Source organism: Sphingomonas sp. PSPC2-2, assembly GCF_049897725.1.
In the GTDB taxonomy this organism is placed as follows: domain Bacteria; phylum Pseudomonadota; class Alphaproteobacteria; order Sphingomonadales; family Sphingomonadaceae; genus Sphingomonas.
This window is the reverse complement of sequence record NZ_JAFCWU010000001.1, coordinates 791,482-803,189: the sequence shown is the minus strand read 5'-3', so window position 1 is coordinate 803,189 and position 11,708 is coordinate 791,482. Positions and strand designations below refer to the sequence as shown.

Genomic DNA, 11,708 nt, shown 5'->3' with positions numbered 1-11,708 from the left:
GCGAAGGGCGATTTCGCCGCGCCGCACAGGGATCGCCAAGAGCCAGAACCGAAGGCGGCGGCGCTCCGCCCCGCATGGGATCCGCAGTATGATTGAAAAAAAGCGGGTCGGCACTCCTGCCGACCCGCCGGCTTTGGTCACTTGGCCGTCGTGGTATCCTTGTCGATCTTGGCGGCCGCCTTTTTCTTGGGCTTCTTGGGCGGGGCGGCCGTAATCTCGAACGACAGCGCGCCGTCCTTCATTTTCACCGTCACCTCGCCGCCATGGACCAGCTTGCCGAACAGCAATTCCTCGGCGAGCGGCTGCTTGATCTTTTCCTGGATCAGGCGGCCCATCGGGCGCGCGCCGTAGAGCTTGTCATAGCCTTTGGCGGTGAGCCACGTCTTGGCCTCGTCGTCGAGGTTGATGTGGACGTTGCGGTCGGCCAGTTGCAGCTCGAGCTGGAGGATGAACTTGTCCACCACGCGGGCCACGACTTCGGTCGGCAGATAGCCGAACGGCACGATTGCATCGAGACGGTTGCGGAACTCGGGCGTGAACATCTTCTGTACCGCCTGCTCATCCTCGCCCTCGCGGGTGAGGTTGCCGAAGCCCAATGTCTCGCGCGCCATGTCGCTAGCACCCGCATTGGTCGTCATGATCAGGATGACGTTGCGGAAATCGACCGTCTTGCCGTGCTGGTCGGTCAGGCGCCCATTGTCCATCACCTGCAGCAGGATGTTGAACAGATCGGGATGCGCCTTCTCGATCTCGTCGAGCAGCAGCACCGAATGCGGCTGCTGGTCGATCGCATCGGTGAGCAGACCGCCCTGGTCGAAGCCGACATAGCCCGGAGGGGCACCGATCAGTCGGCTGACCGAGTGGCGTTCCATATATTCGGACATGTCGAAACGCTGAAGCGGGATGCCCATGATCTGCGCAAGCTGCTTGGCGACTTCGGTCTTGCCGACGCCGGTCGGGCCGGTGAACAGATAGTTGCCGATCGGCTTTTCGGGGTCGCGCAGGCCAGCCCGGCTCAGCTTGATCGCCGAGGCGAGTTTTTCGATCGCCGCATTCTGCCCGAACACCACGCGCTTCAGATCGGTTTCGAGCGATTCGAGCGCCTTGGTATCGTCGGTCGAGACCGATTTCGGTGGGATGCGCGCCATCGTCGCGATCACCGCCTCGATTTCACGTGAGGTGATCGTTTTCTTGCGCTTGGCGAGCGGCACCAGCATCTGCATCGCACCGACTTCGTCGATCACGTCGATCGCCTTGTCGGGCAGCTTGCGGTCGTTGATGTAGCGCGCGGACAGTTCCACCGCCGACTTGATCGCGTCGGGGGTGTATTTGACCTTGTGATGCTCCTCGAACGCCGAACGCAGCCCGGTCAGGATCTTGACCGTGTCCTCGATCGTCGGCTCGTTGACGTCGATCTTCTGGAAGCGCCGCAGCAGCGCGCGGTCCTTCTCGAAATGGTTGCGGAACTCCTTATAGGTGGTCGAACCGATGCAGCGGATCGTCCCGCCCGACAGTGCGGGCTTGAGCAGGTTCGACGCATCCATCGCGCCGCCGCTGGTGGCGCCGGCACCGATCACGGTGTGGATCTCGTCGATGAACAGGATCGCGTCGGGCAGCTTTTCGAGCTCGTTGACGACGGCCTTCAGCCGCTCCTCGAAATCACCGCGATAGCGCGTGCCGGCGAGCAGCGCGCCCATGTCGAGCGAATAGATGACCGCTGGCAACAGCACCTCGGGCACTTCGCCCTCGACGATCTTGCGCGCCAGGCCCTCGGCGATGGCAGTCTTGCCGACGCCGGGATCGCCCACATAAAGCGGGTTGTTCTTGGAACGGCGGCACAGGATCTGCACGGTGCGATCGACTTCGGGCCCGCGCCCGATCAGCGGATCGACCTTGCCCTTCTTGGCCTTCTCGTTGAGATCGACGCAGAATTGCTTGAGCGCGCTTTCGCTCTTGCCCTTCTCGCCCTGCTTCGGCGGTTTTTCCTCATCGACGCCCTTTGGTGTGGTGGCTTCCGGTGCAGGCGTGCCCTTGCCGACGCCGTGGCTGATGAAGCTGACGGCATCGAGGCGGCTCATATCCTGCTGCTGCAGGAAATAGACGGCGTAGCTTTCGCGCTCGCTGAACAAGGCGACCAGCACGTTGGCTCCGGTCACTTCATCGCGGCCTGAGGACTGCACGTGCAGGATCGCGCGCTGGACGACGCGCTGAAAGCCCGAGGTGGGCGAGGGGTCGGTCGCGGCTTCGACCTTCAGCGCCTCAAGCTCGGTATCGAGATAGTGTTTTACGGTTGCGGTCAGCTCGGCGGTGTCGACCCCGCACGATTGCATCACCTTGGAGGCATGTTCATCGTCGATCAGGGCAAGCAGCAAGTGCTCGAGCGTGGCATATTCGTGCCGGCGCGACGACGCGGCCTCTAAGGCCTTGTGCAGCGTGGTTTCCAGCGCGGAGGCGAAGGATGGCATCTGTATTTACTCCATGCGGGCCACGAAAGACGGGCGGCCCTTTCCTGCTATGTCGGAAGGCAGGACGCCCGCATCAAGCACTTGAAACACGTCGCGGCATTTCCTCGGCCCCGCGACGAAACCCCTCATGACTTGAATAGGTCGTTCGCGCTTGCCCGATGGTTAACCGCGCATTGTATTTTTGCTCGGGTGCGCGCCACTTCCGCCTCCAGCGCGACGATGCGCGCTTCCAGTTCCTTGACCGACAGCGGGTCAAGGTCCTGTACGATCAGCGCGGCGAGCGGATCGCCCGCGCGTTTCGGGAGAATCTCGTCGAGGTCCATAGGCAGGATCGTTGACCCGGCGGCGCGCCATGTCAATAAGGCGCGCAAAGCAAAACAGGGCGCACGACCGATGGACGGTATTCCGACAACGATGCGAGCGATCGACCCGGACGTGCCGGGCGGGCCCGAGGTGCTGCGCGTGGTGCAGCGCCCGGTGCCGATGCCGCGTGTTGATGAAGTGTTGATCCGCGTCGTCGCGGCGGGCGTGAACCGGCCCGACGTGCTGCAGCGCAAGGGCGGATATGCGCCACCGCCGGGCGCGCCGTCGATCCCGGGGCTGGAAGTGTCGGGCACGATCGTCGCGCAAGGGGCCGAGGTCGCGATCGACATGACCGGTCAGCCAGTGTGTGCGCTGCTGGCAGGGGGCGGCTATGCCGAATATGTCGCGGTCGCAGCGGGGCAGGTGTTGCCCGTGCCCAACGCGCTGTCGATGGTCGAGGCGGCGGCCTTGCCCGAGACATTGTTCACCGTGTGGACCAATTTGTTCGAACGCGCTTATGCGACCGAGGGGGACACCGTGCTGGTGCATGGCGGCACCAGCGGCATCGGCACGATGGCGATCGCCTTGGGCGCGATCTTCGGGCTGGAGGTGATCGTCACCGCTGGCTCGGACGATAAATGCGCGGCGGCAGTCGCGCTCGGCGCGGCGCATGCGATCAATTACAAGACCGAGGATTTCGTCGAGCGCGTCGCCGAGATTACCGGTGGCAAGGGCTGCGCGGCGGTGCTCGACATGGTCGGCGGCGATTATGTGCCGCGCAACTTGAAATGCCTGGCCGAGGATGGTCGCCATGTCTCGATCGCGGTGCAGGGCGGATTGATGGCGACGATTCCCATCTTCGACATCATGCGGAGGCGGCTGACTTTGACCGGATCGACGCTGCGCCCGCGCGATACGGCGTTCAAGAGTCTGGTTGCCGACGAACTGCACAGCACGGTGTGGCCGCATGTGGAGGCGGGGCGACTGAAGCCGGTGATGGACCGCACCTTCCCGCTCGCGGAAGCCCCCGCCGCGCATGCGCGGATGGAGGCGGGCGAGCATGTCGGGAAGATCGTACTGACGCTGGATTGATCCGGGAAGAGGGGAGGTCGACACTGCTTTCCTCCCCTCCCTTCCCAGGGAGGGGAGGAAACGGCGGGGCTCAGCCGATCACCGTCTTCAAATTCATGAACTCGTGCAACCCATAGGGCCCCAATTCACGCCCGTGGCCCGAGCGCTTGATGCCGCCGAACGGTGCTCCCGGCGTGGAAGCCAGCATTGCGTTGACTGCGATCATCCCGGCCTCGATATCCCGTTCGAAGCGCGCGCGCTCGGCAGGATCGTTGGTCCAGACCGAGGAGCCGAGGCCGAATGGCACAGCATTGGCGAGGGCAATGGCAGCGTCGATGTCATCGGCCTTGAACAGCATTGCCACCGGCCCGAACACCTCCTCCCGCGCGACGGCATGGTCGGCGGGCACGTCGACGAGGATCCCCGCCGACAGATAGGCCCCCTTGCCGGGCAAGGGCTCTCCGCCGAACAGCAACTTGGCACCGGCCTCGCGGAACATCTGCAATTGGTCCAGCACAGTCTGAAGCTGTGCGTCGCTCGACAAGGGGCCCATGTCGGTCGCGGCGTCCATCGGATCGCCCGCGACAACCGCCTTCATCCCGGCCGAGAATTTTTCGAGAAAAGCATCATACACGTCGGCGTGAACGATCATGCGCTTGGCGCAGATGCACGACTGGCCGGTATTTTGGATGCGCGCGGCCACTGCGGTCTTGGCGGCGAGATCGAGATCGGCGGAGGGCATGACGATGAACGGGTCCGAGCCACCCAGTTCGAGCACGACCTTCTTGAGCGCCCGGCCCGCCGCCTCAGCGACCTTCATGCCCGCGCCCTCGCTGCCGGTAAGCGTGACCGCGACGATGCGGTCGTCGGCGATGATGGCAGCGACCTTGTCCGACTTGATCGGCAAATTCTGGAACAGGCCGACAGGGGCTCCGGCGGCGATCACCATCTCCTCGATCGCAGCGGCGACGCCCTGCACGTTGGAGGCGTGTTTCAGCAGGCCGACATTGCCCGCCATGATCGTCGGCGCGAGAAAGCGGACGACTTGCCAATAGGGGAAATTCCACGGCATCACCGCCAGCACCGGACCCATCGGGTGCCAGGTCGCGGTCCCTCCCTGGACCGGACTCGGCACCAGCATCGCCGGGCCCTCCTGCGCATAATGGCGGAATCCCGCAGCGCATTTCTCGACCTCGGCGATTGCCGATTTCAGCGTCTTGCCCATTTCGCGCGTCGCGATCTCGGCGAGGCGACGGGTGTTGGCATCGAACTGCTCGGCGATTCGCTCGAGCAGGGCGGTGCGCGTGGCGTAATCGGTGACGCGCCACTCCTGGAAAGCATCCTGTGCCCGCGTCAATTTGGTTTCGATCTCATCGCCGGTCAGCTCGCGGTAAGACGGGCCGGGCGTTCCGGTTGCCGGATCGATGCTGGTGAACATGCGGGAAGTTCCTTATTGCGAATTGCACGACAAACGCATTGCGGCCCTAGCGTATCCTTGACCCCAAACACTCGCCTGCCGCATAGCTGACAAATGGATATAGCGATCGAAGAGCTGTCGTTCGAAGCGGCGTTAAAGGAATTGGAGGGGATCGTGGCGAGGCTCGAGAGTGGCGATGCGCCGCTCGACCAGGCAATTGCGCTCTATGAGCGCGGGGACAAATTGCGCCGTCGCTGTGACGAGCGGCTTAATGCGGCCCAGGCGCGGATCGAGGCGATCCGCACCGACAGCGAGGGGCGTGCCATCGGCACGCAGCCCTTTGCCGCGGGTTGAGGGCATGACCGCTTCGTCCCTGACGCTTGCCGCAGCTTTGTCCGAAGTCGGTGCCGATATCGATCGCCGGCTCGACCAGTTTCTGGCGATCCCCGAGGATCCGCGGGCCAACCTGTATCGGGCGATGCGCCATGCCGCGATTGGCGGGGGCAAGCGCCTGCGCCCGCTGCTGGTGTTCGCGACCGGGCGCTTGTTCAATCTCGACCGGGATGCGGTCGGCCGGTCGGGTGCGGCGATCGAGTGCATCCATGTCTATTCCCTGATCCATGACGATTTGCCCGCGATGGACGACGACGACATGCGGCGCGGCAAGCCGACCGTCCATCGCGCGTTCGACGAGGCGACCGCGATCCTGGCAGGCGATTCGCTGCATGCGCTGGCCTTCGAAATTCTGGCCGACCCGAGCACGCATCCCGACCCCTTCGTGCGCAGCGAACTTGTGCTCGATCTGGCACGCGCAGCGGGCCCGGCGGGCATGGCGGGTGGACAGGCAATGGATCTGGAGGCCGAGAAATCGACCTTCGATTTGCCGACCGTCACGCGATTGCAGGCGCTGAAGACCGGCGCGCTGATCGCCTGTTCGGTCGAAGCGGGCGCGATCCTCGCCAAGGTGCCACCCGAAGGGCGCACAGGCTTGCGCGGCTATGCCCGTGATGTGGGGCTCGCTTTCCAGATTGCCGACGACATCCTCGATGTCGAGGGCGACGAGGCTGCAGTCGGCAAGAAGCTCGGCAAGGATGAGGGCGCGGGCAAGGAAACCTTCCTGTCGCTGCTCGGCCTCGATCGTGCCCGCGAACAAGCGCGGATGCTGGTCGATCAGGCGATCGAACATCTCCATGCCTTTGGCCCCGAGGCGGATCTGTTGCGCGACATTGCGCGCTTCACGCTCGAGCGCGACCGTTGACGATCCGCACCGGGGTCTATCCGGGTACGTTCGATCCGGTGACGCTGGGGCATATGGACGTCATCCGGCGCGGCGCGGCGTTGGTCGACCGGCTGGTGATCGGCGTGACCACCAATGCCTCCAAATCGCCGATGTTCTCGGATGCCGAACGGATCGCCATGATGGAGCGCGAGACCGCAGGGATCGCGGGGGTCAGCGTCGTCGGCTTCGATTCGCTGCTGATGGATTTCGCGGCGGCGCAGGGCGCGAGCATCATCTTGCGCGGCGTGCGCGGGGTGACCGATTTCGAATATGAGTATCAGCTGACGGGCATGAACCGGGCGATCAACCCGCGTATCGAGACGGTGTTCCTCATGGCGGATGTCTCGTTGCAGCCAATTGCCAGCCGGTTGGTCAAGGAAATCGCGCTTTATGGCGGCCCGATCGACCGTTTCGTCAGCCCGACCGTGGCGGCGGAACTTGCCGCGCGGGTCGATAAGATCGGCCGCAAGGGCACTCAGCCCTAATATGGTCGCTTTCGCGCGCCACGTTCAGATTGGCGCAAGCGGCGACTTGGTCTAAGCGCGGGTCCACACCGAGTTTTTCGCGGGGAAATGATGCGTTTCGTTACCACCCTTCTGGTCTTCATCCTCGCGTTCGTCGCTGGGCCCGCCTTTGCCGCCAAAAAGAAGCCGGACCCGAAGAGCGCTGTCGTCACCGCCGTTGGGCGGCCCGATATCCCCTCGGCGAGCGACCCGGAGAATTTGCTCTATCTCGACCTGTCGACCGGTGGCCGTGTGGTCATCTGGCTGCGCCCCGATGCCGCGCCCAAGATGGTGGAGCGCGTCAAGACGCTGACCCGCCAGCATTTCTATGACGGGCTGCTGTTTCACCGCGTGATCGAAGGCTTCATGGCGCAGACCGGTGACCCGAAGGGCGACGGCACCGGTGGATCGACGCTGCCCAACGTGCCAGCCGAGTTCAACTGGCTGCCACATGTGCGTGGCGCGGTGTCGGCGGCGCGCGAAGGATCGGCCGAGGGTGCCACCGTCGAGGAAGTGACCAAGGCCGAAAACAGCGCCAACAGCCAGTTCTTCATCGTGTTCAGTCCGACAATGAAGCTCGACCGCAAATATACTGTGTTCGGCCGGGTCATCTCGGGCATGGACTATGTCGATGCGATCGCGCGCGGTGAGCCGCCGGTGCACCCGTCGCGGATTCTCCATGCTTATATCGCGGCGGACAATCCCCCCGCTTATGCGCCGCCGCCGCCGCCCGCGCCGGTCGCTGCCCCGGCTACGCTCGCGCCGAGCCAGCCGGTGCTGAAGCCCGCACCCAAGGCAGCGCCGAAGAAAAAGGCGGCCTGAGCCGCTGATACCTGCCACGACGGGGGGAGTACCGTCATGAAGGTCGATCTGTTCGACTTCGTCTTGCCGCCGGAGCGGATCGCACTGCGCCCGGCGTCGCCGCGCGACAGCGCCCGAATGCTCGTGGTCGAGGGGAATGCCCTCCTCGACCGCCATGTGGGCGATCTGCCCGACGCATTGCGCGCGGGCGACATGCTGGTGTTTAACGACACGCGCGTGATCCCCGCGCAATTGGAGGGGACGCGCGGCGATTCGCGGATCGGTGCGACCCTGCACAAGCGCGAGGGGCCGCGGCGCTGGCGCGCCTTCATCCGCAATGCGCGGCGGCTGCGCGATGGCGACGAAATCGATTTCGGCAGCGGTGTCACCGCTTATGCGCGCGATCGCGGCGAGGATGGTAGCTTCGCGCTCGATTTCGTGGGCGAGGAGCCGGTCGAATTGCTGCTGGAACGCGCCGGACGCATGCCGCTGCCGCCCTATATCGCCGCGCGCCGCCCGGCGGACGCGCAGGATGCCGACGATTATCAAACGATGTTCGCTGCCGAAAAAGGCGCGGTGGCGGCTCCGACTGCGGCGCTCCACTTCACGCCCGCGCTGATGGCGAAGCTTGGGGAGGCAGGCATCGAGCACGCCACGCTGACGCTACACGTCGGGGCGGGCACCTTCCTTCCGGTCAAGGCCGACGATACGCTCGACCACAAGATGCACGCCGAATGGGGACGCATCGATGCCGCCACCGCCGACCGGCTCAACGCGGTGCGCGCCCGTGGCGGGCGCGTGATCGCGGTCGGCACCACCAGTCTGCGCCTGATCGAGAGTGCAACCGGTGCCGACGGGGTGATTCGCCCGTTCGAGGGCGACACCGCGATCTTCATCACGCCCGGCTACCGCTTCAACGGTATCGACGGCCTCGTCACCAATTTCCACTTGCCGCGATCGACTTTGTTCATGCTGGTCAGCGCGTTGATGGGCACCGAGCAGATGCAAACGGCCTATGCCCATGCGGTGCGAGACGGCTATCGATTCTACAGCTATGGCGATGCCAGTCTGTTGTTGCCGAACGCGGGGAAGAGCGAAGCATGACGATTCTTATGATGGTTGCTGCCTTGGCTGCTGCGGCGAGTCCGCAAGCGTCGGTTCCTGATGATGCCAAGCTAGCCGAACAGGCGACCGTGCTTGGGCAGTGCTTCGTCGACAAGACTACCGGCGCTGACCGAATCGCGGTCGCACGCTGGATGTTAGGTGCCATGAGTTCGGCACCGCAGATGGCGGATCTTATCAAGGTCGATTCCGCCGGGCAGATTGAGGCCGACAAAAAAATGGCGGTGCTTTTCACGCGATTGATGGTGGTCGACTGCGCAAAGGAGGCGCGTCCGCTGTTCAAGGCGAGAAGTCGTGCCGGATTTGAAGCGGCCGGGGGCGCGCTGGGCAAGATTGCGATGAAGGAACTGCTGTCCAATCCGGCGGCTTCCAAGGGGCTGGAAAGCTATACCCACTATCTTAACGAGAGCGATTTTGCGGGTTTGACGAAATGATGGTCGTGCGCGCCGGAGCGATGCTGCTGTTGATGGCGGCACCGCTATCGGCGCAAACCGTACCCGTCGTCACTCCCCCGCCAGCCCGTCAGCCAGCCGCGACGATCGTGGTCGAGCCGGCCGCAATGCTCATCGCCGCGTGCGACAGTGACGGCGACGGGCGCACCACCCGCGCCGAGCTCAGTGCCTGTATCGCGCGCAGCTTCGCCGATGCCGACAGCGCGCATAAGGGCTCGATCGGCTATATCGACTATAGCGACTGGGCGCTCAAATGGCTGGGGGATCGCAATGCGCTGCCGAGCCCGTTCGCCATCGACAGCGATGGCGACAACCGCATCACGCTCGCCGAGTTGCAGGCGCAGTTTTCGAGCCTGTTCGACCGTTTCGACCTCAACAAGGACGGGGCGGCGACACGAGCGGAGCTGGTGACCATTCGCAGCGCACCGGTTCCCCAGGGGGATGACGGCAAGCGCGGCCATCGCCGCTCCTCGCAATCGCGCTGAGGTGACCATGTCCGATCCGCGCTATCGTTTGGTGATCTTCGATTTCGACGGAACGCTGGCCGATAGCGGGGACTGGTTCCTGTCGGTCGCCGATCATCTCGCCGACCGGTTCAAGTTCCGCAAGGTCGCCCCCGAGGAGGTTGCGTCCTTGCGCGGGCGCACCTCGGGGGAGGTGATCCGCCATCTCGGCATTCCGCGCTGGAAATTGCCCAAGATCGGGCGCTACCTCCATCGCCTGTTGGCCGAGCAGACCGACCGGATCGCCTTGTTCGAGGGCGTTACGCCGTTGCTGCGGCAATTGGCGGACAATGGCGTGCGCATGGCGCTGGTCACTTCCAATGCCGAGCATAATGCCCGTGCCATCCTTGGCCCCGAAAATGCCGCGTTGATCGAATGGTTCGAATGCGGCGCATCCTTGTTCGGCAAGGCACCGCGCTATCGCCGGGTGTTGCGCAAGAGCAAGGTGGCGATCGAGCATGTCATCTCGATCGGCGACGAGACGCGCGACGTGGTGGCGGCGAAGAAGGTCGGCATCTGTTCGGGCGCGGTGTTGTGGGGTTATGCCAATCGCGACGGGCTGGCGCGGCTGAATCCGGACATCATGTTCGAATCGCCCGACGAGGTGCTGCGGCTGTTGCTGGGCGAGGAGGCGACGCTCCTTGCCTGAGGAAATGCGTGACTTGGTACGGCACCCCGCGCTAACCGATCGCATGTCCATTGCAGAGGCGGCCGTCCCGGTCGAGCAGAGCTTCGTCCCGACCAGCCATAAGGGGCTGACCTATCCGTATGGCGGGGCCGAGCCAGCGCCCGGCACGGTGATGCGTGTGGCCCCCGGCATCGGCTGGGTGCGGCTGCACGTTCCGGGACCGCTCAAGCATGTCAATTGCTGGCTGCTCGACGATGCGGGTGGCGTGGCGCTGGTCGATACCGGCATGAACACGCCCGAGGCGCGTGCGGCGTGGGAGGCTTTGGGGCAGGGGCCTTTGGCGGGCGTGCGGATGACGCAGATGATCGGCACGCATTTCCATCCCGATCATATCGGTTTGGCGGGCTGGATATGCGATACGCATGGCTGCCCGCTGGTGATGACGCGCGGCGAATGGCTGACCGCGCGGATGCTGGTCGCCGATGCGCGCGATGCGGTGCCGCATGAGATGATCGCCTTTTGGCGTGGCGCGGGGTGGGACGATGCGCAGATCGCCCATGCCAGCGAGCGTGGCTGGGCGGGGTTCCGCCGGATCGTCACGCCGCTGCCACTCGGCTATACCCGCATCCAGCATGGCGATACGCGGCTGATCGGCGCGGTCGAGTGGCAGGTGGTTGTCGGGTCGGGGCACAGTCCCGAACATGCCTGTCTGTACGATCCCGTCGGCAAGGTGCTGATCTCGGGCGACCAGGTGTTGCCGCGGATCAGCCCGAATGTTTCGCTCGGTGTGACCGAGCCTGCGGCCGATCCGCTGGGCGAATGGTTCGACTCGATCGCGCGGTTGAAGGCATTGCCCGACGATGTGCTGGTGCTGCCGGGACATGGCGATCCGTTCACCGGCTTGCACGCGCGGCTCGATGCGATGGACCGCGAACATCGCGAGCGGCTCGACGAACTGGAAGTGTTTCTGGCCGAACCGCGCCGCGCGATCGACTGTTTCGGGCGGCTGTTCCGGCGCGCGATCGGGCCCGACATGCTCGGCATGGCGACGGGCGAAGCGCTGGCGCATGTCCGGCGGCTGGAGGTCGAAGGGCGCGCGGTGAAGACGATCGAGGACGGTGTGTGGTGGTATCGCGCGGTTTGACGGGGTAGCTTGGCGAAGTG

The 11,708-nt window shown here is 64.6% G+C and carries 13 protein-coding genes; 10 read left to right on the top strand and 3 right to left on the bottom strand.

The genetic code is table 11. The annotated features are described in order from the left end of the window. Positions 1 to 137: 137 nt before the first annotated feature. Positions 138 to 2,465, bottom strand: coding sequence for an ATP-dependent Clp protease ATP-binding subunit ClpA (clpA, locus tag ACP7BY_RS03895; protein ID WP_033966030.1), 2,328 nt, complete (start codon positions 2,463 to 2,465; stop codon positions 138 to 140). Between the two features lie 125 nt (positions 2,466 to 2,590). Further along, positions 2,591 to 2,788, bottom strand: a complete 198-nt coding sequence (locus ACP7BY_RS03890) for a DUF1192 domain-containing protein (protein WP_033966031.1) — start codon at positions 2,786 to 2,788, stop codon at positions 2,591 to 2,593. A 70-nt stretch (positions 2,789 to 2,858) separates the two neighbouring features. Between ACP7BY_RS03890 and ACP7BY_RS03885 the strand changes: the two genes are divergently transcribed. Next, positions 2,859 to 3,860 (top strand): NAD(P)H-quinone oxidoreductase, encoded by a 1,002-nt coding sequence (locus tag ACP7BY_RS03885; RefSeq protein ID WP_171010518.1) that lies wholly within the window; start codon positions 2,859 to 2,861, stop codon positions 3,858 to 3,860. Between the two features lie 70 nt (positions 3,861 to 3,930). Here ACP7BY_RS03885 and ACP7BY_RS03880 read toward each other — a convergent pair whose 3' ends face one another. Next, positions 3,931 to 5,277, bottom strand: a complete 1,347-nt coding sequence (locus ACP7BY_RS03880) for an NAD-dependent succinate-semialdehyde dehydrogenase (RefSeq protein WP_033966034.1) — start codon at positions 5,275 to 5,277, stop codon at positions 3,931 to 3,933. Between the two features lie 93 nt (positions 5,278 to 5,370). Here ACP7BY_RS03880 and ACP7BY_RS03875 point away from each other — a divergent pair, with 93 nt between their 5' ends. From ACP7BY_RS03875 to ACP7BY_RS03835, 9 genes are all read left to right on the top strand, one after another. Continuing rightward, a complete protein-coding gene (locus ACP7BY_RS03875) occupies positions 5,371 to 5,610 on the top strand; it encodes an exodeoxyribonuclease VII small subunit (protein WP_033966035.1) in 240 nt (79 codons plus the stop codon). 4 nt (positions 5,611 to 5,614) lie between these two features. Next, positions 5,615 to 6,514, top strand: a complete 900-nt coding sequence (locus tag ACP7BY_RS03870) for a polyprenyl synthetase family protein (protein ID WP_033966036.1) — start codon at positions 5,615 to 5,617, stop codon at positions 6,512 to 6,514. A 2-nt stretch (positions 6,515 to 6,516) separates the two neighbouring features. Continuing rightward, positions 6,517 to 7,020, top strand: a complete 504-nt coding sequence (gene coaD, locus ACP7BY_RS03865; protein ID WP_171010524.1) for a pantetheine-phosphate adenylyltransferase — start codon at positions 6,517 to 6,519, stop codon at positions 7,018 to 7,020. A 90-nt stretch (positions 7,021 to 7,110) separates the two neighbouring features. After that, positions 7,111 to 7,860, top strand: a complete 750-nt coding sequence (locus tag ACP7BY_RS03860; protein WP_171010523.1) for a peptidylprolyl isomerase — start codon at positions 7,111 to 7,113, stop codon at positions 7,858 to 7,860. Positions 7,861 to 7,896: 36 nt separating this feature from the next. Next, complete coding sequence (gene queA / locus ACP7BY_RS03855) at positions 7,897 to 8,943, top strand: tRNA preQ1(34) S-adenosylmethionine ribosyltransferase-isomerase QueA (RefSeq protein WP_033966039.1); 1,047 nt, start codon at positions 7,897 to 7,899, stop codon at positions 8,941 to 8,943. Continuing rightward, complete coding sequence (locus ACP7BY_RS03850) at positions 8,940 to 9,395, top strand: hypothetical protein (RefSeq protein WP_137902795.1); 456 nt, start codon at positions 8,940 to 8,942, stop codon at positions 9,393 to 9,395. Before queA ends, ACP7BY_RS03850 begins: the two co-directional genes overlap by 4 nt. After that, positions 9,392 to 9,898 (top strand): EF-hand domain-containing protein, encoded by a 507-nt coding sequence (locus ACP7BY_RS03845; RefSeq protein ID WP_033966043.1) that lies wholly within the window; start codon positions 9,392 to 9,394, stop codon positions 9,896 to 9,898. The genes ACP7BY_RS03850 and ACP7BY_RS03845 overlap by 4 nt, the downstream gene beginning before the upstream one ends. 7 nt (positions 9,899 to 9,905) lie before the next feature. After that, complete coding sequence (locus tag ACP7BY_RS03840) at positions 9,906 to 10,565, top strand: HAD hydrolase-like protein (protein ID WP_033966048.1); 660 nt, start codon at positions 9,906 to 9,908, stop codon at positions 10,563 to 10,565. 43 nt (positions 10,566 to 10,608) lie between these two features. Further along, complete coding sequence (locus ACP7BY_RS03835) at positions 10,609 to 11,688, top strand: MBL fold metallo-hydrolase (protein ID WP_033966044.1); 1,080 nt, start codon at positions 10,609 to 10,611, stop codon at positions 11,686 to 11,688. The last annotated feature ends 20 nt before the right edge of the window (positions 11,689 to 11,708 follow it).